Origin of the sequence: Pseudomonas sp. C 49-2 (assembly GCF_003970195.1) — a bacterium.
Taxonomy (GTDB): Bacteria; Pseudomonadota; Gammaproteobacteria; order Pseudomonadales; family Pseudomonadaceae; genus Aquipseudomonas; species Aquipseudomonas canadensis.
Genome location: NZ_RXYG01000010.1, coordinates 104,342 through 124,829, shown reverse-complemented (window position 1 = coordinate 124,829; position 20,488 = coordinate 104,342). Strand labels below are relative to the sequence as shown.

The following is a 20,488-nucleotide window of genomic DNA, read 5'->3' as shown; positions in this document are numbered from 1 at the left end:
TTGTATTCTGATGAGTCAAAGCGCGCAATGAGCGGACCACTGCTCAAGAACAGCTTGGTACGGTTTGATGAAGTTCTCTTCGACAAACTTTCCTTGCTCGATAGCCAGCCGGCTACGTTCTTCGCGGTCATAAACAATCAGGGTTAACGAATAGTCCTGATGCTTCAAACTGGGTTGGTAGGATTGTCCGGCTGCCGAGTTAGCGTTGTAAATCTCAGGCCGGTAGATCTTTTGGAACGTGTCCATGGTGCTGATGGTGCTGATCAGCTCAAGAGGGGTGTAATCACTGAGCAAATCGCCAGAAAAATAAAATGCCAATGGCGCAACGCTGTTGGACGGCATGAAGTAGCGAACCTTCAACCCCATCTTCTTGAAATATTCATCGGTTAACGAGTATTCATCCTGCTGGTATTCAATGCCCAAGACCGGGTGCTGGTTCTCGGTCCGGTGGTAGGTTTTGGTGTTCGAAACGCTCAGGCAGATAACCGGTGGTTTATTAAAATTTTCTTTGTAGGCGTCTGAGTTGACGAAGCACTTGAATAGCTTTCCGTGCAGCTCGCCAAAGTTCTCCGGCGTGCTGAATTGTGGCTGATCCTTGTTGTGCCCCAACAACACCACGCTAAAGTCATAATCACGCACGTAAGAGGAGAAGTTATTGCCTACAATGCCTTCAATACGCTCGTTGGTCGTGTGATCAATAATGTTCGATTTCAATATTTCAATCAGGGGAATGGCGTTGGTACTGCTGCCCGCATCGATAGCCATCTCCACAGAAATGATTTCAAGTTCGACGGTGTAACGATCACCTTTGGGGTTGTCCCAATGCGCCAGGGTATTAAAGCGGTTGTCAATCATCCTCAACGTATTGCGCAGGTTCTCTTGACGACTTTTGCCTCTCGCCAAATTGGCGAAGTTGGTCGTGATGCGCGTATTTTCAGACGGTTGATAGTTTTCGTCGAAACGAATTCGCTTAATGCTGAACGTGAATTTTTTGCTCATTACCCTGGCACCCTGATGTCTGAGATAAACCTGAAAGAACGTCTCATCTGGTTTTCACTCAGAGGTCTTTACAGTGTCTTTAATTAACAAACATTCTAGGCTGGGCGATTGCTTGAGTGAAAATGAATTGATTTCACTGAATCGTTAGCCCTTCTCATGACGGGTCAGCGGACAAAGAAAAGCCTGCAGTGATGCGGGCTTCTTTATTTGGTTTTTTTCAGAAGAAGGTCGTGCCCTCAATGTGATAGACCTGCGGTTGCGCAGAAAAGTATTCCTCCAGACCCAGCATGAAAACTTGGTGGTCGTTACTGGCTTCGAATCCTGGCGAGTGGTCTTCGAGCGACTCCCAACGCACGATCAGATTGAAGTGTTCTGGTGTTTCGATCCCCTGTGCGAGCATGTGGCCCAGGTAGCCTTTTGCACGAGTGAGCAGTGGAGCGACCTCGGCAAATGCCCGTCTGAACGTTTCGATGTGTTCTTTATGGACGGGGATCATGGCGATCTCGTAGATCATGGCTTGGCTCCTGTGTTGGGCTCGACGGCGATCGCGATTTTGCCTTGGAGGCCATTGTTGGGGCTCTCCAGCCGGGCATGGGCGAGGGCGATATCGGCAAGCGCATAGACGGCGCCCACATGTGGGCGCAACAGACCCTGGGTGACCAATGTGCTCAACTCATCCTGCTTGCCGCGGTTTTGCCGAGTGAACACGAAGTGATAACTCGCATTCTTGCCCCAGGCCTGAACCAGGTTCTGTGGTTGGGCAATGTCGACGATCGAGACCACTCGGCCCAGTTGCGCCAGCGCATCAGGGCTGCGCGATAGCGTGTTGCCGCCGAGGGTATCGAATATCACATCGACGCCGCGCCCATCGGTTTCCCGCATAATCGCGTCAACGTAGTCTTCTTTTTCGTAGTCGATGATCACGTCGGCGCCCATGCGTCGTGCGAATTCTGCGTTGGCTTCACGCACGGTCGTGAACACCCTGGCGCCGATGGCTTTTGCCAGTTGGATCGCGATGTGGCCGACGCCGCCCGCGCCGCCGTGGATCAGGATGCTTTCTCCGACGCGTAGCGCTGCGCGTACGCTCAGCGCTTCCCATGCCGTCCCACCCACCAGGCTCAGGCTGGCCGCTTCGAGGTGGCTCAGTGTGGGAGGCTTTTTCCCGATAATGCTTTCGGCCGCCACGTGGTATTCGGCATAACTGCCATGGCCTTCGAATATCTGCGGGGTGTACCAGACTTCGTCGCCTGGCACGAAATTCGTCACGCCCGGCCCGACGGCTTCGACAACACCGGAGACGTCATGACCGGTAATGGCGGGTAGGGGCACCAGGTCGGCATAATCCCCGCGTCGCACCTGATAATCCAGCGGGTTGATGGAGGTGGCGTGTACCCGCACCAGGACGTGCCCCGTGTGCGGCACCGGCTTGGGCACCTCGCAGAGTTCGAACGAATCCGGGCCGCCAAATGATTTAAGCCTCATCGCTTTCATTGCATTACCTCGTTTCGGTAAAAAGGGATATCGGGAATTCTCGATATTCTAGGGTAAAAAATTACAGATCCTTGCCAATGATCTCGGCAAGCGCACTGATGGTTGCTTCGTTTCGCTTGTAGTAGGTCCATTGGCCGATGCGCCGGGTTTCGATCAGGCCGGCTCGGTGCAGCGTTGCCAGGTAATCAGACACGGTCGACTGCGACAGCCCGACGCCTTCCTGGATGCTGCTGACGCAAACGCCCACGGTATGAACGTCCCCTTCATCCTGGGCTGGGAAGTGCTTTTCGGGGTCCTTCAAACCTTTCAGGATTTCAAGTCGAGTGCGGTTTGAGAGGGCTTTGAATATTTCGAGTAGGTCCATGGTGCGAGGATATCGAGATTTACCGATATGTCAATGCGAAAAAAGCTCCGGTGTTGATCGCTGGATCAAACGTCTGCACGCCAGCCTTCCAGCGTGCGCCACAACTTCCTCATCGTCGGGTTCTGGTTTTCAACTGCGCAATACGAGCGAATCTCCAACCGCGTACTCCATTCCTCTCCCCCGGCACGCACCAGCAGCCCACGTTCCAACTCATCCACCACCGCGCTCTGCGGCAGCCACGCTACGCCATAACCTTCGATAGCCATGCGCATCAGCAGCATGGCCATGTCGGCTTCGTAGCAGCGTTCCAGCACAGTGGGAGCAGGGCCGTTCTTGATCACTATTTCCGCAACTCGGCCCAGGAACGTAGTGGCGGTGTACGCCAGGTGCGGGACGGGTTTCCCTGCATTCCCCGGTAGGCGATACAGCGGTCGACCGCGTTTGTCCGGGGCGCACAGCGGGATGAATGCGTCATGTCCCAACGCCAGGCTGCCGAAGCGCTCCGCATCCAGCAGGATCGGCGCCAGCGGGTGGTGGTAGACGATCATCAGGTCACAGCTGCCTTCTTCCAGCGCAATCACCGCATCATGAATATTCGCCGCCACTACGCGCGCATTGAACTGCTCGGTTTGTCGCTGGAACTGCGCCAGCCACTTGGGCAGGAAGGTCATCGACAGGCTGTGGCCGGCAGTCACCTGGATCGAGCGGCCCGGCATGCGTTCCACTTCACGCAGACTGGCGCGCAGGCGCATCAGACCGGCCAGGGCGTCGCGGCTTTCGCTGCAGAAGGCGACGCCTGCGGCGGTGAGTTGCACCGGGTAGGTGCCACGGTCGACCAGCTCGACACCCACCCATTCTTCCAGTGAGCGAATGCGCCGCGACAAGGCTGATTGAGTCACGCAGCGCACTTCGGCGGCGCGGGAAAAGTTCTTCCACTCAGCGATGGCCAAGAGGTCATCCAACCATTTGATCTGCATGCCGGTTCTCCAGGCTATGAGCCTTGAGTGTAAGCGGCCGCGCCCAGGCAGGGCTTGGCTTTTTGCAAACTATTCCAAAAACGCATGGGGTTAGCCGGATTACTCATCATGGTGGTTGGGGGCCGTCCCTAGAATCTTCGGCATACAACAAAAGCCATCCGAGGGCCGCACCTGTGAACAAGAACAAACTCCCCCGTCGCATTGCAGTCGGCATCGCCCTGGGCGTGCTGGTGGGTTGGGCGTGTCACCACTATGCCGGCAGCGAGCAGGCCGTCAAGGAGCTGGCCGGGTACTTTTCGATGGTCACCGACATCTTCCTGCGCATGATCAAGATGATCATTGCACCGCTGGTGTTCGCCACCTTGGTGGGCGGCATCGCGAGCATGGGCAGTTCGCGTTCGGTGGGGCGTATCGGGATGCGGGCGATGCTGTGGTTTGTCACGGCGTCGCTGGTCTCGCTGATGCTCGGCATGGCGCTGGTCAACCTGTTCCAGCCGGGCGCCGGGTTGAACATGCAGGTGGTGCAGCACGCCACGGCGGCGGTGCCGGTCAACACCGGGGACTTCAGTCTCAAGACCTTTATCAGTCACGTGTTCCCGCGCAGCATTGCCGAGGCGATGGCCAACAACGAGATCCTGCAGATCGTGGTGTTTTCGCTGTTCTTCGGCTTCGCGCTGGCCGGCGTCAAGCGTGCCGGTTACACGCGTATCACCGACACCGTCGACGAACTGGCCAAGGTGATGTTCAAGATTACCGACTACGTGATGGCCTTCGCACCGATCGGCGTGTTTGCCGCGATCGCCTCGGCGATCACCACCAACGGCCTGGGCCTGCTGGCGGATTACGCCAAGCTGATCGCCGAGTTCTACGTGGGCATCGCCTTGCTCTGGGTGTTGCTGTTTGCCGCCGGTTACCTGTTTCTCGGGCGTTCGGTGTTCACCCTTGGCAAGCTGATTCGCGAGCCGATCCTGCTGGCGTTCTCCACGGCCAGCAGCGAGTCGGCCTACCCGAAAACCATGGAGGCCCTGGAGAAATTCGGCGCACCCAAGCGCGTCTCCAGTTTCGTGCTGCCGCTGGGCTATTCCTTCAATCTTGACGGCTCGATGATGTACCAGGCGTTCGCGATCATGTTTATCGCCCAGGCCTACAACATCGACCTGAGTTTCACCCAGCAACTGCTGATTCTGCTGACGCTGATGATCACCAGCAAAGGCATGGCCGGCGTGGCGCGGGCCTCGGTAGTGGTGGTAGCGGCGACATTGCCGATGTTCAACCTGCCCGAAGCCGGGTTGCTGCTGATCATCGGTATCGACCAGTTCCTCGACATGGCGCGCACTGCCACCAACGTGGTGGGCAACAGTATCGCCACGGCGGTGGTCGCGAAATCCGAGACAGAGGAAGAGCCTGCCGAGCTACCGCAAATGGTGCGCACATGACCACCACTTCTCGATTGGGCATCGTCGGCGGGCTCGGCTCGCTGGCGGGCGGCGATCTGTTCTACAAGTTGGTCAAGTCCAAGGCTGTGCGTGAGGACCAGGGCCGTTATCACTTCCTGTTCGAGCAGCGCCCGTTCAAGGATGTGCTGTTACCCCTGGACCGCCACGCAAGCATGACCGCGCGCAAGTTCTATGTGTTCCAGGTGTGCAAGACCTTCGAAGACAGCGGCGTGGATGCGGTACTGCTGCCGTGTTTCGCCAGCCAGACCTTTCGCGAGGAAATTCAGCAGGAACTTGGCATTCCCGTGCTGGACATGATGCAGGCACTCGTCCGGTACATCCTGCGCAATGTCGCACCCGGCGCCACTTTGGGCGTAATCGCGTCAGACTTCGTGCGTCACTGTGGTTTGTTCGAAAAGCACCTCGGCCAGCACTTCAACCTGGTATATCCGGAGGATCACGCCCAGGCCGCGCTGATGGAGGCGATGTATGGCGTCAACGGCATCAAGGACGGCCACCTCGACGGCGTGCCGCTGGAGTCGGTGTACCAGGCGTGCCTGTCACTGCAAGGGCAGGGCGCCACGGTGATCGTGCCGGGCATGACCGAGCTGTCGCTGGTATGCAGCGACCTGCAACGGCGCGGCATCGGCGTGCTCGACATCAATCAGATCTACGCCGAGTTCGCCACCCAGGTCGACGGCCCGACGCGCCAGCCGCCATTCAAACTGGGCATCGTCGGTGGCGTCGGCCCTGCGGCCACCGTGGACTTCTTGAGCAAGGTGGTCGCCCACACTCCGGCGGGCAAGGACCAGGACCATATCAAGATGGTGGTGGAGCAGAACCCACAGATCCCCGACCGCACCGCCAACCTGTTGCGCGACGAAACCGACCCCACTCTGGCGCTGTACGCCACCTGCAAACGCCTGGAAAACGCTGGCGCCCAAGCCATCGCGATCCCGTGCAACACCGCCCATGCGTTTGTCGAACGCATCCAGGCGCATTTGCGCGTGCCCATCGTCAATATGCTCAGCGAAACAGTGGAGTGGATCGTGAGCACCTACGGCAGCGACCAGGCGGTTGGCCTGCTGGCGACTTCCGGCACCCTGCAAAGCCAGGTCTACCACCAGGCGGCGCGGCGTTCGGGGTTGCAACTGATCACACCCGGTTTCGATTACCAGGCGCTGGTGATGGAAGCGATTTATGGCGAGCGGGGTATCAAGGCCGGGTTTACCGAGGGCGTCTGCCGCGAGCAATTGCTGCTGGCGGCAGAGCATTTGTGTGAGCAGGGGGCGAGGGTGTTGATCCTGGGGTGTACGGAGTTGCCGTTGGTGTTGGCGCACAGTGAGTTGTTTCAGATCAACCAGCACCGTGTCGTATTGGTGGACCCCACCACCCTTCTTGCGCGACGGTGCATCGGCCTGGCAGGCGTGAGCCAGTGCCTTACTTCGTCGGCACGATGATTTGACTTCTTTAAAAAGTCACTCACTGCACAGTGCGAGTCGGAATAAGCTGCGCGTTGGCCTGAAGAATAGCGCATACCTCAAGGTTCAAACGCACGTACTCCGCCCAGTTGAAGTGCTCGGCATAACGTTCGGTAAATTGCTGATCCACGCGGCAGATGGCCGGGCGTTCGTGGTAAATGGCGCAACCCTTGCTCGCGGCAGCGTAGTGCCGGCAGGTGCCGTCACCACGATCAAGAAATTGCGTTTCAGGCGCCAGGTTGACGTGCTGGCAGCACAAACCGCACTGGGTACAGGGAAAAGCGTCCACGGGTATCAGACCTTGTGCAGAAAGCAAAGCGCCCGCGCGGGGTGCGCGGGCGCCAGATTACTCAGGCCACGGGAGCGTCCAGGCTGGCCTTTTGGCCGCTAGCCACCGCCGCGACATCGTCGATGCGCTTCTTGGTAGCAAGGACCAGATTGCCATCCTTGTCGAGGATGGCGGTGTCGATCATTGCCTTGATCAACTGGGCGAATTTCACCGAGGCAAACACCACCTCCTTGCTCTCTTTGGAGAAGGTGCGGTAGTCCACGCCTTCCTGCTCGATCACTTTCTTCAGTTCGCTGACGCTGCGGCGTAGTTGCGAGCTGATCTTGGAGAACGTGCTGTTGGCCAGCGCCGTGACTTTATCAATGGCGGTGAGCTTTGCGGTCAGCAGGTCTGCTTGGTCACGCAGGGTGCGCGCTTGTTCCATGTTGCTGCGTGCGTTATTCAGGGCTTCTTCACCCTTGTTACCCAGTACGTGCCCGAAGATCGCCAATGCCGGACCTGCGACGATACCTCCCAGCACCATCATGCCGCCGGCCATGCCGTAGCCGCCTGCTGCCAATGAGCCGCCGCCCAGCCAGGCGAGGGTGGCGTTGGTTGCCGCCACGCCACCCAAGGATGAAATGGCGGTGCCGGTGCTGGCAGTTGCCAGCAGCATGGTGCCGTTATAGGCGCCGAAGGCCAGCGCGGCACCTCCGCCCATGCCAGCGCCAAGGCCCAGGCCAGCATCCTTGAGTGCTTGATAATCCTGACGTAGACCGGTCAGGGTCTTGCTCGTGAAATCGCCAGCGTTGAGTTTGTCCAACTCGGGGCTTTGCGACAGCTCGACGTTTTTCAGGCGTTCGAAGGTTTCAATAAACTCAGCTACCACGCCGTTGAACGCGCGCAGTTTGCGTTGACCGTAATCTTCCAGGGTGGTGTTGGTTTTCTTGCGCTGCTCTTCAACCTTCAAGTTGGCGGTATTCACCAGGTTTCGAGCGTCGTTGTTGAGGTCTTTGGCGTTGCTGTGGTCAATCGCGCCGCTGACGCCCTTGGCCGCACCGTACAGGCCGGCAGCAGCTGCGACGGCACCAATGATCAGGGGAATTGGCATGCTCTGTTTCCTTACTCGAGGATGATCGAAATGGTTTTACTGACTTCTCGGTTCAGCGTTTCTGCACGCTCTAGCAGGTCGTCAAAAATGAAGTCTTCCAAGCGATGGTGTTGTTGGAATTCTTTGAGCAGCGCCCACTCGATGCTGGAAATATGGCCATCGCGCAGTGATACCAGCAGCAGTTCGAACAGGATCACTTTGGGCGCCGACGGCAGCTCGAATGACTTGCCCTTGATGATTTCCTTAAGCACCGAGGTCGCAGCCAGTACGCGGGTTTCGGGGTTGCCGGCCTTGGGCACCGGGTATTTCTTGAGTGCTTCGATCAGGCGCGCCTTCACGTTGATGTCGTCGCCGAAGTACTCCATGAACTCCGCCAGGCCCGGGCGTTTGCCGATGGAGTGTTCCAGGTCGGCAATCACCTCGCGCTCCTGTTCACCTTCCTCAATTGTCAGCGCGTCAAGGTTGGTGCCGGAGGTCAGCTCGTCGGCGCGCTTGCCGTCCCACAGCAAAGGTTTGTCGGCAATCGCCAGTAACTTGGCCAGGTCCAGTAGGTGATGTTTGTCCGCATCGGACAGCAGTTTGATCAGCATCAGTGGGGCATCCTTTTATTCAAGCGAAGAGCGGATTACAGGGTCAGCGGGCTGTCGGAGTCCATGAAGTCATCGAATTCGGCGATGCTTTGGAACTGCAGTTGTTGGCCCAATAAACCGGCGTATTGGTTGATGGCGGCGGCCATCGTGTCGATGTGGTTGCTGGCAATACCGGCAGTGGAAAACAACTGCTGCGTCGCCTGTTCCAGTTGCGGCAATTCGCGTCGCACGAACGCGTCCAGCCGCGTTTGTTCGTCGGCAATGCTCTGGCGTGCAGCAGCCTCAATGGCCTGCGCACGCGCCAAGTGAATGCGGGAGTGCTCTACGCCTTCGGCGGCTTCCAGAGCAACTTTGTAGAACATGGAGGACAAGGTGTAGCCGATCATTCCGCCAATTGCGGCACCCACGAACGGGATCGGGATCGCCACTTGCCCCAGTGCAGCCATCATGCCGCTGGACAGCATGCCGGCGCCTTTTTCGCCGACTTCATGCAGCAATTGCGCCTCGCTGATTTCGTCGTTGACGTAGCGCTTGATCGAGCCACCGAGCGACAGGCAGATATCGACGATCATCGCCGGCGCATTGGTGTTTGATAGGGTGCACAGTGTCTGGTTGCCCGATTGCTGCAGGCCACCTTTGATGGCGGCACCGACGAACGCCGTACCGTAGCCAAGTGCCGCGGCCTGGGCTGTGTCGATGGCCAAATCCTGTACCGCTGTTCCCAGTTGTTTTTGCTCCAGGGCGACGCTGAACAGGTTGGTCATCAGCGAAATCGAGCCCCCGACGACGGCGCCGATTTTTGCGCCTTCGATGCCGGCACGATGGCTGGTTCTGCCAATGTCCTTGAGGGTTTCACCTTTGGGATTCTTGACGTAATCGATGGCCTGCTCGGTGGTGATGCCCAAGTCAACGATGTCTTCGCGTTCCAACTGGTCGAACTTGTCGGCGCGTTCGCGGAATTTTTCTGCCAGGTCCTTCTGGTCATTCAGTTCAAGTTTGTCGGCACGCTCGCGCAGGCCGGCTGCTCGATTGCGACAGTAGGCGCGGGCGTCATCCACTTGTTCGCTGGGCAGCTCGAGCTTTTTGCCGAAATACTTTTTGTACTTGTGGTCTTCGTGGCTGACCTGGTTGGCGACGCGGTTGCCGTTGGCCTCCAGTTTGGTCTGGGCTTCGTAGACGATGTCGCCGTTGGCATTCACTTTCACACGGTCGACGGCTTCGCGGTACTTGCTGTCGGTCTGGATGCCGTAGTGCTTCAGGTCATCACTGCGAATCGTGCGTTCGGTCGACTTGCTGATGATCGCCTCTGCATTGTCGCGGCTGGTGCTGGCCACCTCACCGGCCCAGCCCGCACGCTGTTTGATTCCCGTGCCTTCGGTGCTGATGCCCTTGAGACCTTTGCTCAAGGTGACGCCGACTTCATTGTCGATACCTGTGAAACCCTTGATGTACTCGGCATTGGCGCTGCCAAAGCGGTTGACCACTTCACTGGTGGACAGCGCGGTGGCGGTCTGGGCGATGTCCGCCTGGGTCTGGTCCTGGCGAGCGTTTGGGTCGTAGGGCTTCATTGAGCCTCCTGTCGGGCGTAGTCAGGGGTGTACAGCGCGGTCATCTTGCTCAGCTTTTCGGCGATGGCCTGGGTCCAACTGACGGGTTGATGCAGGTGAATACTTTCGCCAAGGCCGAACACCCACCAGAAGGTTTCCTGGTCGTCTGGCACCTGGGCGTGCAGGCGTTGCCAATCGCTGCCAGGCAGTGGAGTAAGGGTTTGCTCGGCGCTGAGCGGTGTTTCCTTGAGCAGCCAGGCAATCGAGGGGGCGACGTCGGCGATCAACGTGTGGTGTGCGACCGGGCCGGCGCTGTTGAAACCACCGCCCTGCAGGTAGTGATCGATCTCGAAGTCGGCTTGCACATGGGCGGCTTCTTCCAGGCATGTCGCCTGGTGGATGCGGTGCAGGGCAAACTGGCGCACGTCGTTGTAACCCGCAACCGTGCCCAGCAGGTAGCTCACCGAGTGCCGCGACACTATTCCCGCCGGGTGTATACGCAGGGTCTTTTGGTCGCCCTTGCTGCGGCTTTGGTACACGATGTCCAGTTGCCGTGCCTCGAGGAGCGCAGCGGCGACGTCGGACCACACGGCATCTTCAATCGGTGCCGGTTGTAGAGCCTTGCCATTGGGCACCGCGCGCACGTGCTTTGCCCAATACGCCAGCGTGTTGTGTTGCAAACCTTGGAGTTGGCGCTGTGCCAACTCGAAGTGTGGCGCCAGCAGGTTCAACACGCTGGGCGGTAGCAGCTTGGCCAAATGGCTCTCGGCCAAGGCAAACGCCAACGCCGTGGGCGTGTCGAGGGCGGGCAAGTCGAACTGCGGCGTGTCCTTGGGGAAACTCCAGCGATAAGGGCGTTGGCTTTCATCGCAGAGCAATGGGAAATCCAGGCCGAGACGTCCGGTAAGGTCGCGTTGCAGGGTGCGCAAGTCGAGGTCGAACTGTTCGGCCCTGAGCCTTTGCAGCAGCTCGGCGGTGGAAATACTGCGCGGTTCGCGAGGGATCAGGCGTAGCAGGGCCAGGTGCCTGAATAGACGGTCTTTGGGATCTGACATGGGGCAACAGTGCTCGAATCGACCTTGATGAGCTGCAGGTCGTACTGAGCCTGCGAGCAATTCCATTGATGGCTTTTTAACATTAACCGCCGGACTAGCCAAGGCGAAAAATGCCATCATTGTGTGGGGCTACGCCGCATTGGGGGGTGTGTTCCGGCGTTTTTCACGGTCGAGTTCTTTCTGTAGTTCGTCGAAGGCCTGGTTGTTTTTCATCAGAACCACACCGACTACGACGCCGATGGCGAAACAGGCTAGAGCTTTCATGGAGGCACCTCTGGGTTCGTTGAGGGCATCCTCCATCGAGGTGGCGACAGGCAGTGTCGTCTGGTGGCGGGGGTGGAAAAAAGTTGGCTCGAATAAAGCGAAAGAAGCCGCCACAGGGGGCGGCTTCCATCAGTGCTGAGGGTTCAGCGCATCCCAAATTTCTCCAGCGTCGGCGCCAACCCCAGCAGGTCAACCGTACTTTTCCCAGCCTCCAGCCCCGCCCGAATCCCATCTTCCTTATCTTCCCGACTACGGCTCAATCGGATCACGTCTTCAACGCGATCCTGCTCCACCACCACCAGTCCATCGCGGTCGCCGACGATGATGTCGCCCGGATTGATGTTCACGCCGCCGATCACAATGGGCACGTTGACTTTGCCCGGTTGGCATTTGTTGGTGCCCTTGATGCTCAGGCCGCGGGAAAAGGTCGGGAAGCCCATCTCGATGATGGCGTTGGCGTCGCGCACCGCGCCGTTCATGACCAGGCCGACAATCCCGAGCTTTTGTGAGGCCAGGGTCAGTAGGTCGCCCCAGGGGCCGGCTTCCATGAAGCCCTTGGCGTCCACCACCAGCACATCGCCGGGTTTGGCTTTGGTCAGTGCGTAGTGGATGGCCAGGTTATCGTCGGGACGGCAGTCTACGGTCAGGGCCGGGCCGGCCAGGCGCAGGCTCGGGTCGACCGGGCGCAGGCCGCTGTCCAGGGCGCCTTTCTGGCCCTGGGCTTCGTGGATGGTGGCGGTGCCCAGTTGTTTGAGGGTGTCGAGTTGGTCTTGGGTAACAGGCATGGTGGCGTTCCGTTTTTATAAGGGCTGTTCAAGCGGCTGGGGTATGACGGCCGAGCCAATCCAATGCTTGGGCTAGGCTCGGTTTTTCTTCGGTGATCGGTTCCAGTGCCAGGCCTTCGCTGCTGTGGCTGAAGCGCTGGCGCACGCCGCCGAGTACGCTGCTGGCAATGCCGAGCGAGGCCAGTTGGCGCTCGGCTTCTTCGACTTCATGCAGGCGTCGCGTGGCGTGCACCACGTGGGTGGACACGAGCATTTCCAGGAAGGCGGGCAGAGGTGCCTGGTCGATGTCCTTGAGCACTTCATAGAGGGCGGGGCGCAGTTGTTGGCGTTCGGCCGCCAGCAATACTTCCACTGCCAGTGCCTCCATGCCTTTGGTGAAAACGCTGCGCAGGATCTTCAGGGTGATGGCATCGCCGGGTTGGCTGGCGGGCAGGGCGCGCGCGGTGGCCCCGGCGGCGAGCAACAGTTCGACAAATGCATCCGCCTTGGCGCCGGAGCACAGCAGCGGGGTCTTTTCCCGCAGGTAAGCGATGGCGCCCATGATCGCGACGTCTACGTAGTCGACCCGTTGCTGCGCGGCCTCTGCACCGGCCAGGCGCTTGCGCTCGGGGGCGGCGGTGGTGAGGTCGGCGAACAGCGCGCCGGGCTTGAGGTGCGCCAGGCATTCACGGATCACTTCCAGGGACTGCGTCCCCACCACGCAAGACAGTACGCAGTCCGACTCGGCCAGCCAGTCGCCGATGCCAGGGTGGATCTGTACACCCAATTGGTCCGCCAACCGTTGTGCAGCCGGTGCGATGCGTTGCTCGCAGAACAGCAGCTCCACGGTGGTATTGGACGCCAAGGCCTGGGCATAGCAACGGCCGACTTCGCCGAGCCCTACGATTGTTATTTTCATGTCGCCTCCGGATTCAGGTGACAATACAATTAAAATACAATTTAGGTGATTGCAAACGATTTTTGTACAAAGTCCGCGGACGGTACACTGTCATTGGTGTGCGACAAGCCTCAGAATCCGCTGCTGGCACCCCGGGGCAGAGCCCTGACCCACCTCGATACAGAAGGTAAACATGGCCAACGATCTCATCTACGAGACCTTGAGAAACCGCATCATTGCCGGCCAATACGAGCCTGGTACGCAACTCAAAGAAGAACCGCTGGGCAAGGAATTCGGCCTGAGCCGCACGCCGGTGCGCGCGTCGCTGAAGAAGCTGGTGGACGACGGCCTGGCGGTGATCGAGGCTAACCGTGGGGTGTTTGTCGCCGGCTGGACCCAGTGGGACCTGGAAGAAATGTTCAGCTTGCGCGAGTTGCTCGAACCCCATGCCGCTCTGCTCGCCGCCCAGCGCGCGACGCCGCAGGACGTGGCTGAACTGCACCGTATCAACGCGCTGATGGCAGATGCCATCGCCAGCAAGGGGCCCGATGTGACCCTGCGCGTGCAGGAGGCCAACCGTGCCTTCCACGCGCAGGTACTGGAGATCGCCCGTTCGCAGCGGCTCAAGTCGATGCTTGCGACCTTGATCGACATGCCGGTGATCACCCGTTCGTTTTTTCTCTACCGCCCGGCCGACCTGGAACGCAGCCTGCAACAGCACCTGGACATCACCTATGCCATCGAGCAGAACGATGGCGAGTTGGCCCAGCGCGCCATGCAAACCCATATCCGCATGGCCTACCTGCGCTTCATGGCGCGGCGCAGTGAGTCGCCCGTTCGTCGATAAAAAAATACAAAACTAAAACAATATGCGTTAGAGTCGGCGCCACGAGACCGGGCAATGACTCCTGCCTGACATTCACAGGGACCCGAAGAAACGCCAGACCTGAGGTGGCTGAACCTGCCTCAGCGGGAGCCTGCACCCCGGATTCGACACACACGGCACATTCCAATAATAAAACCAGGTATCCCGTATGAGTATTCAGGTCTCCACCGCTGAAAAACCGTCGCGTTTCCGCTGGATCGTCGCAGGGCTGTTTTTTCTCGTGTACACCGTGGCCTCGGCCGACCGCGCCAACGTGGGCGTGGCCTTGCCGTTTATCCGCGAGGAATACCCGATGACTAACGCCGAAGCCGGTGCGTTGCTCAGTGTCTTCCTGCTGGCCTACGCACTGGCGCAGATCCCCTCGGGTTTTGCCTCAAGCCGTTTCGGGGTGCGCAAGATCTTCTCGTTTTCGATGATTGCCACCTCGGTGTTCACGGCCTTGATGGGCACGGTCAATTCGGTGCTGGCCTTGAAGATTTATCGTTTTGCCCTGGGGATTGCCGAAGGCCCGCTGCCGATTGGCATCGCGTCGACCATCAACCAGTGGTTCCCGGCTAAGGAGAAGGGCACGGCGACGGGTATTTTCCTGGCCGCGGTGAAGTTCGGCCCGGTGATCGTGCCACCCTTGTGCGTGGCGATCGTGGCGATGTGGGGCTGGCGTGAGATCTTCTACATCTTTGCCGTGCCGGGCATTGTGCTGTCCATCGCGTGGTACTTCCTGGTGGCCAACCAGCCGGCGCAAAGCCGCTTTGTGAATGCCGGCGAGCTGGCGCACATCACCGATGAAACCAACAACGTCATCACCCGGAAAACCGAAGGCGCGCAACCGCACTTCAAGCGCCTGGACGCCTTTATCCGCGTCAAACCGGTGGAACCTATCGCGACCAGTCGCGGGTTGTTTCGGTCCTGGAACGTGGTCGGCTGTGCGCTGAGCTACAGCTTCCAGGTGGGCATCACCATGGTGTTGTTGTCGTGGATTCCCACCTACCTGATGACGGTCAAACAGTTCTCGATCATGAACATGGGCTTTGTTTCGGCGGCGCCGTGGGTGGGGGCGATCTGCGGTAACCTGCTCGGCGGTATCCTGTCCGACCGCGTGTTGGGCAAGCGGCGCAAGCCCGGCATGATGCTCTCGGCGCTGGCCACGGTCGGCACCATGTACGCGCTGATCAACTCACCGAATGACCCGACGTTGTACGCTGCGTTGCTGTTCCTCACCGGCACCTTGATCAGCATCGGTTACTCGTCCTACATGGTTTACCCGATGGGCCTGGCCACCAAGAAGACCTTTCCGATTGCCAGTTCCATCGTGAACATGGGCGGGCAATTGGGTGGCGCGGCGGCGCCGTTTCTAGTGGGGTTGCTGCTCGACAGTTACGGCTGGTCCCAGGTATTCCTGTTCATGGCGATCGGCTCCTTTGCCAGTTTCGTCGTGCTGCTGACCATTGCTGAGCCGGTGCCGGTTTTACGCTAGCGCTTGCGTGTTCAGGGCCGCTGAGGCTAGCGTGGCAGCCCTGAGAGAAATCCCCGGTGCCCCCCTATGAAGCGCCATTTCGAAGATTTGCAGCTCGGCAGTATCGAACTCTTCTGCCTCGCCGCCGAAGCCAGCAGCTTCACCGCCGCCGCGCAGGTGGCGGGTGTCACCCCGGCTGCCGTGAGCCGCAGCATTTCGCGCCTGGAAGAACGCCTGGGTTCACGCCTGTTTGTGCGCACCACCCGCAGCATCCGTCTCACCGACAGCGGCCGGACGTTCTTCGAGCAATGCCGCCAGGCCCTGACCCAGCTGGTGGAAGCCCAGCAGGAAGTGATGGGCGCACAGGCCGTGCCGTCGGGCTTGCTGCGCATTAGCATTCCTACCACCTACGCCCATCACCGCTTGTTGCCGCTACTGCCGAAGTTTCGTGCGCTGTACCCACAAGTCACGGTGGATATCCACATCAGCAACCGCAATATCGACTTTGTCGCCGAAGGGTATGACCTGGCCATCCGCGTGCGCGCCCAGCCGGACTCGTCGCTGATTGCACGCCTGTTGGAAGACGGCGAATTGGTGATAGTGGCGTCACCGTCCTACCTGAAGCGCGCCGGCATCCCACAGACGTTGGAAGATTTGCCCGCCCATGAATGCATCCAGTACGAACTGCCGAGCAGTGGCCGGCGCATCTCATGGTTATTTCAGGTGGATGGCAAGCCTCAGGAATATGCGGGGGAGGCGGGGTACAGTTGCTCCGACGATGTACTTGGCGGCGTGACCCTGGCCAAGCATGGCGCGGGGTTGTTCCAGACCTACAAGTTCATTGTCGAGCAGGAGTTGGCCACTGGCAGCCTGGTTGAGGTGTTGCAACCGTTTGGCGGGCGCTCGCGGCCGTTTACCTTGTTGTATCCCCATGGGCGCTATGTGCCGCATCGGGTGCGGGCGTTTGTGGATTTCCTGATGCAGTGTCGGGACGAATGGGCGGCGCCGTAGAGGCGGCGATATCCCAGGTCAACAGCAGTTGGCTGATCGCTGCGTCGATGGTTGCATGGGGCACATTGTCCCGCGCCAGGATCGAAATGCCCTGCAGGAAGCTGTCAAACACCGTCGCCATCACGTCTGGGTTGAGCGTTTTCGGCAACTGGCCCAGGCGCATCGCCCGCTCCACACACGCCACAATCCCCGCACTGGTGCGTCGTCGCGACTGCGTCAACCCGCCCGCCACCCGCGCATTCTCCGGGCTCGGTGCACTCATCACCCCCAGCGCTACCATGCAGCCCTTGGGGTGGCCGTCTTCGCACTGCATGCGCGCCGACTGGCGCAGTGCTGTTTCAACCGCCTTGCGCGGTAATAGGCTTTCGTCCCACAGGCACTCAGTGACCTGGGCGTAGGTTGCCAGGTAACGCTGCACGCATTCATCGAACAACGCCTCTTTGGAACCGAACGCCGCGTAAAAACTCGGCGCGGAAATACCGCCACCCAAGCCGGCCTTGAGCTGGGCGAGGGAGGTGGCGTCGTAGCCGTGCTGCCAGAACAGGTGTAACGCCTGGTCTACGGCGTGTTCGCGGTCGAAAGTGCGGGGGCGGCCCATCTGTGCCATGTCTGGTCTCCGGTGGATAGCGAGATAAATACTAGTCGATACATAAGTCGTTGACAACGCACTGCGCTCGCCTGCAACATTTATATCGATCAGTATCTAAGTCCCGCTCAAGGAGTTTCCCGTGACCCCCTCACTTACGTTACCGGCGTCATCCGACCGTTTGCCCATCGGTGCTTTGCTTGCCCTGGCCATGACCGGCTTCATCTGCATCGTCACCGAAACGCTACCGGCGGGCCTGTTGCCGTTGATCAGCGAGGGGCTGGCGATTTCGCCGTCGATGGCTGGGCAGATGGTCACGGCCTATGCCTTGGGCTCGGTGCTGGCGGTGATTCCCATGACCATCGCCACCCGTGGCTGGCGGCGGCGCAATGTGTTGTTGCTGACCATCGTCGGCTTTTTGCTGTTTAACTCCATCACCGCGTTGTCGTCTCACTACGGCGTGACCCTGGTGGCGCGGTTCTTTGCCGGTGTGGCGGCGGGCCTGGCCTGGAGCCTGCTGGCCGGTTACGCCCGGCGCATGGTTGCGCCGCACCAACAGGGCAGGGCACTGGCACTGGCGATGGTCGGTACGCCGATTGCTTTGTCGTTGGGTGTGCCGTTGGGTACGTGGCTGGGTGGGCTGGTGGGCTGGCGCACGACCTTTGGCTTGATGTCGGCGGTGAGCCTGGTGTTGATTGCGTGGGTGTTGGTGAAAGTCCCGGACTACGCGCCTCAACCCGCGCATCAACGCCTGTCCTTGGGCAAGGTGTTGACCACACCGGGCGTACGGCCGGTGCTGGCGGTGGTGATCAGCTGGATGCTGGCGCACAACATGCTCTACACCTACATTGCGCCGTTCGTGGTGCCTGCAGGTTTGACGGACCGAGTCGACTTGGTGCTGTTGGTGTTCGGGGTCGCCGCGTTGGCAGGGATCTGGCTTACGGCCAAATTGGTCGAGCCGCTGCTGCGTAAAACCGTGCTGGTGAGTTTGGTGACCTTTGCGGCGATAAGCCTGGTGTTCGGCTTCCTGGGGAATGTACCTGAGGTGATCTACGTCGGCGTAGCGGTGTGGGGCCTGAGTTTCGGCGGCGCCGCGACCTTGCTGCAAACCGCCTTGGCCGATGCGGCGGGGGACGGCGCGGACGTGGCGCTGTCGCTGAATGTGGTGGCGTGGAACAGCGCGATTGCTGGCAGCGGTGTGGTCGGCGGGGTGTTGCTGGACACCTGGGGCGTGGCGTCGTTTCCGTGGGCAATGCTGGTGTTGATCGGGGTGGCGCTGGTGATCGCGTGGGCGGCGCGCGAGCATGGTTTCAAGCCCGGGCAACGGGCGGGTGCGGCAGTCGTGGCGCATTAAACCCTCGGTCGGGCGCCATAAGGTGTAGGCTGGGTCTCAATTCATCGGATATTAGCCTTTCATGTCCACGCTAAGCGAAGAGAGCCGCCAGATCGTAGCTTCTCTGGCGCACCGTGTTGGTCCCACCGCTGATATTGCAGGCATCGCCGACGCGATCATTTCGATATTGCAGGACATGGACGCAGCACTCACGCCCATCATCGGGCAGCAAGGCTGTGTCGCACTGTTGCGCCGCAGCCTGCACCTCAGTGCCTCGTCCCATGCCCGCTTGGCCGGTACTTACGAGCATTTGCAGGCAACGCCCGACCGTGACGGCCTCAAGGCCGTATTGCTCGAGCAGAGTGAAGCCGATGCGCTGTTTTTCGGTGAGGTGCTGCTGACCACCTTCTACACCTTGCTCACCTCGCTGATCGGACCCTCGCTGACCGCCCGTTTATTGCGCGACGTGTGGGCACCTTCTTTGAGCGACACCCCTTCGCAGGAAAATTCGCCATGAGCACCAAAGTAACTATCAACCGCCTGGCTACCGGTGTGCCAGGTCTGGACGAGGTGCTGGGCGGAGGTTTGCCGGAGTTTTCGTTCAACCTGATCGCCGGCCCGCCCGGCTGTGGCAAGACCACCCTGGCGCATCAGATGATGTTTGCCCTGGCGACACCCGAACGTCCCGCGCTGTTTTTCACGGTGCTGGGCGAGCCGCCGCTGAAGATGCTGCGTTATCAGCAGCAGTTCGACTTTTTCGACGACGAAGCGATCAGCCAGTCGATCCGCTACATCAACTTGGCCGACGACACCCTGGCCGGAGACCTGGATGAAGTGCTGCGGCGCATTGTCAGCGAAGTGGAGGCGCACTCGCCGTCGCTGGTGTTTGTCGACTCCTTCCGCTCGGTGGTGATGGCCAGCCAGACTCAGCACAACCCCAATAACAACCTGCCGCAGTTCGTTCAACAGCTGGGCATGTTAATGACCACCTGGCAGGCGACCACTTTCCTGATTGGCGAGTATTTCACCGAGACCGACACCAACCCGATTTTCACCGTGGCCGATGGGCTGATCTGGATGCGCCAGAGCGTCGAACGCAATTCGATGGTGCGCAAGCTGGAAATCATGAAAATGCGCGGCCAACCGACTTTGCCGGGGCTGCACACCTTCCGTATCGCCAGTTCGGGCATCAAGGTTTTTGCACCGGCCGCGCTGAACCCGGTCGATAAACCGATGACACTGCCTGTGCAGCGCCTGAAAATGGGCGTACCACGCCTTGACGAGATGCTCGGCGGCGGATTGCCACGGGGTTATTCGCTGCTGGTTGCAGGGCCTTCGGGGTCGGGTAAAAGCGTTTTGGCGGCGACCTTCCTGGCCGAGGGCGCGCGCAGTGGCGAAACCGGGGTTATCGCGGTGTTTGAGCAACGCCCCAACCACTCGCAAAACGCGGTGCTGGCCGATTTGATCGCAAGCGGGAAGGTCGGTTTGGTGGACAGTCGGGCGCCTGACCTGTCGATTGACGAAATTGTTCACTTGCTCCTCAGCGAAATCACCCGCTTGAGTGCCACGCGGGTGGTCATCGATTCGTTGTCGGGCTTTGAGCTGGCTCTCGCGCCGACGTTCCGCGCGGACTTCCGTGAGTCGTTGTCACGCATGGTCACCGCGTTGACCCGCGCCGGCGTCAGCGTGTTGATGACCTCGGAACTGGAAGACCGCTACACCGACCTGCGCTTCAGTCCCTACGGCACGGCGTTCCTGACCGATGCGATCATCGTGCAGCGCTACATCGAAGTACGCAGCCGGTTGTTGCGCATCATGGCCGTGGTCAAGGTGCGCGCCAGTGCTCACTGCGATGAGTTGCGCCAATACCACATCAATGACGACGGCCTGCAGATCGGCGAGATGCTGCCTGATCAGGAGGGGCTGCTGGGTGGTCGCCCGACTACCCGGCGCACAGGGAGTGACAATGTTTGA

The 20,488-nt window shown here is 59.8% G+C and carries 22 protein-coding genes; 8 read left to right on the top strand and 14 right to left on the bottom strand.

Going from position 1 to position 20,488, the window contains the following annotated elements; genetic code table 11:
• Nucleotides 1-15 precede the first annotated feature (15 nt).
• From EJ576_RS20435 to EJ576_RS20415, 5 genes are all read right to left on the bottom strand, one after another.
• Nucleotides 16-999 (bottom strand): DUF1852 domain-containing protein, encoded by a 984-nt coding sequence (locus EJ576_RS20435; RefSeq protein ID WP_126570969.1) that lies wholly within the window; start codon nt 997-999, stop codon nt 16-18.
• A 217-nt stretch (nt 1,000-1,216) separates the two neighbouring features.
• The gene (locus EJ576_RS20430) at nt 1,217-1,513 is read right to left on the bottom strand and encodes an antibiotic biosynthesis monooxygenase (RefSeq protein ID WP_122725801.1); all 297 of its coding nucleotides are present in this window, start codon (nt 1,511-1,513) and stop codon (nt 1,217-1,219) included.
• Complete coding sequence (locus tag EJ576_RS20425; RefSeq protein ID WP_122725803.1) at nt 1,510-2,490, bottom strand: zinc-dependent alcohol dehydrogenase family protein; 981 nt, start codon at nt 2,488-2,490, stop codon at nt 1,510-1,512. The genes EJ576_RS20430 and EJ576_RS20425 overlap by 4 nt, the downstream gene beginning before the upstream one ends.
• A gap of 61 nt (nt 2,491-2,551) precedes the next feature.
• Nucleotides 2,552-2,854, bottom strand: a complete 303-nt coding sequence (locus tag EJ576_RS20420) for a helix-turn-helix transcriptional regulator (protein WP_122725805.1) — start codon at nt 2,852-2,854, stop codon at nt 2,552-2,554.
• 65 nt (nt 2,855-2,919) lie between these two features.
• Nucleotides 2,920-3,831 (bottom strand): LysR substrate-binding domain-containing protein, encoded by a 912-nt coding sequence (locus EJ576_RS20415; RefSeq protein ID WP_122725807.1) that lies wholly within the window; start codon nt 3,829-3,831, stop codon nt 2,920-2,922.
• A gap of 173 nt (nt 3,832-4,004) precedes the next feature.
• Between EJ576_RS20415 and EJ576_RS20410 the strand changes: the two genes are divergently transcribed.
• Both EJ576_RS20410 and EJ576_RS20405 read left to right on the top strand, forming a co-directional pair.
• A complete protein-coding gene (locus tag EJ576_RS20410) occupies nt 4,005-5,267 on the top strand; it encodes a dicarboxylate/amino acid:cation symporter (RefSeq protein ID WP_122725809.1) in 1,263 nt (420 codons plus the stop codon).
• Nucleotides 5,264-6,727, top strand: a complete 1,464-nt coding sequence (locus EJ576_RS20405; protein WP_122725811.1) for an amino acid racemase — start codon at nt 5,264-5,266, stop codon at nt 6,725-6,727. The genes EJ576_RS20410 and EJ576_RS20405 overlap by 4 nt, the downstream gene beginning before the upstream one ends.
• A 22-nt stretch (nt 6,728-6,749) precedes the next feature.
• Here EJ576_RS20405 and EJ576_RS20400 read toward each other — a convergent pair whose 3' ends face one another.
• From EJ576_RS20400 to EJ576_RS20370, 8 genes are all read right to left on the bottom strand, one after another.
• Nucleotides 6,750-7,037, bottom strand: coding sequence for a YkgJ family cysteine cluster protein (locus EJ576_RS20400; RefSeq protein WP_178083560.1), 288 nt, complete (start codon nt 7,035-7,037; stop codon nt 6,750-6,752).
• A 61-nt stretch (nt 7,038-7,098) separates the two neighbouring features.
• Nucleotides 7,099-8,127 carry a hypothetical protein gene (locus tag EJ576_RS20395; RefSeq protein ID WP_122725814.1) on the bottom strand — a complete coding sequence of 343 codons (1,029 nt, stop codon included), beginning with the start codon at nt 8,125-8,127 and terminating at the stop codon, nt 7,099-7,101.
• An 11-nt stretch (nt 8,128-8,138) separates the two neighbouring features.
• Nucleotides 8,139-8,717 carry a hypothetical protein gene (locus EJ576_RS20390; protein WP_122725817.1) on the bottom strand — a complete coding sequence of 193 codons (579 nt, stop codon included), beginning with the start codon at nt 8,715-8,717 and terminating at the stop codon, nt 8,139-8,141.
• Between the two features lie 35 nt (nt 8,718-8,752).
• The gene (locus EJ576_RS20385) at nt 8,753-10,285 is read right to left on the bottom strand and encodes a hypothetical protein (protein WP_126570968.1); all 1,533 of its coding nucleotides are present in this window, start codon (nt 10,283-10,285) and stop codon (nt 8,753-8,755) included.
• A complete protein-coding gene (locus tag EJ576_RS20380; RefSeq protein WP_122725821.1) occupies nt 10,282-11,319 on the bottom strand; it encodes a YafY family protein in 1,038 nt (345 codons plus the stop codon). Before EJ576_RS20380 ends, EJ576_RS20385 begins: the two co-directional genes overlap by 4 nt.
• Nucleotides 11,320-11,448: 129 nt before the next feature.
• On the bottom strand, nt 11,449-11,583 hold the full coding sequence (locus tag EJ576_RS30065; protein WP_256656628.1) for a hypothetical protein: 135 nt from the start codon (nt 11,581-11,583) through the stop codon (nt 11,449-11,451).
• A 143-nt stretch (nt 11,584-11,726) separates the two neighbouring features.
• Nucleotides 11,727-12,368 (bottom strand): 4-carboxy-4-hydroxy-2-oxoadipate aldolase/oxaloacetate decarboxylase, encoded by a 642-nt coding sequence (locus EJ576_RS20375; protein ID WP_123474395.1) that lies wholly within the window; start codon nt 12,366-12,368, stop codon nt 11,727-11,729.
• Nucleotides 12,369-12,396: 28 nt separating this feature from the next.
• A complete protein-coding gene (locus EJ576_RS20370) occupies nt 12,397-13,266 on the bottom strand; it encodes an NAD(P)-dependent oxidoreductase (protein WP_122725826.1) in 870 nt (289 codons plus the stop codon).
• 172 nt (nt 13,267-13,438) lie between these two features.
• Here EJ576_RS20370 and EJ576_RS20365 point away from each other — a divergent pair, with 172 nt between their 5' ends.
• From EJ576_RS20365 to EJ576_RS20355, 3 genes are all read left to right on the top strand, one after another.
• Nucleotides 13,439-14,092, top strand: a complete 654-nt coding sequence (locus EJ576_RS20365; RefSeq protein WP_038844318.1) for a GntR family transcriptional regulator — start codon at nt 13,439-13,441, stop codon at nt 14,090-14,092.
• A 187-nt stretch (nt 14,093-14,279) separates the two neighbouring features.
• The gene (locus EJ576_RS20360; protein ID WP_126570967.1) at nt 14,280-15,605 is read left to right on the top strand and encodes an MFS transporter; all 1,326 of its coding nucleotides are present in this window, start codon (nt 14,280-14,282) and stop codon (nt 15,603-15,605) included.
• A gap of 66 nt (nt 15,606-15,671) precedes the next feature.
• Entirely contained in the window at nt 15,672-16,595 is a 924-nt protein-coding gene (locus EJ576_RS20355; protein WP_122725830.1) for a LysR family transcriptional regulator, read from the top strand.
• Here the strand turns inward: EJ576_RS20355 and EJ576_RS20350 are convergent.
• A complete protein-coding gene (locus EJ576_RS20350) occupies nt 16,498-17,202 on the bottom strand; it encodes a TetR/AcrR family transcriptional regulator (protein WP_122725832.1) in 705 nt (234 codons plus the stop codon). The genes EJ576_RS20355 and EJ576_RS20350 overlap by 98 nt on opposite strands.
• A gap of 121 nt (nt 17,203-17,323) precedes the next feature.
• Between EJ576_RS20350 and EJ576_RS20345 the strand changes: the two genes are divergently transcribed.
• The 3 genes from EJ576_RS20345 to EJ576_RS20335 all read left to right on the top strand — a co-directional run bounded on the left by EJ576_RS20345 (nt 17,324) and on the right by EJ576_RS20335 (nt 20,488).
• Nucleotides 17,324-18,535 (top strand): MFS transporter, encoded by a 1,212-nt coding sequence (locus EJ576_RS20345; RefSeq protein ID WP_122725834.1) that lies wholly within the window; start codon nt 17,324-17,326, stop codon nt 18,533-18,535.
• Between the two features lie 61 nt (nt 18,536-18,596).
• Nucleotides 18,597-19,031 (top strand): hypothetical protein, encoded by a 435-nt coding sequence (locus EJ576_RS20340; protein ID WP_122725836.1) that lies wholly within the window; start codon nt 18,597-18,599, stop codon nt 19,029-19,031.
• Entirely contained in the window at nt 19,028-20,488 is a 1,461-nt protein-coding gene (locus tag EJ576_RS20335; protein ID WP_122725838.1) for an ATPase domain-containing protein, read from the top strand. The genes EJ576_RS20340 and EJ576_RS20335 overlap by 4 nt, the downstream gene beginning before the upstream one ends.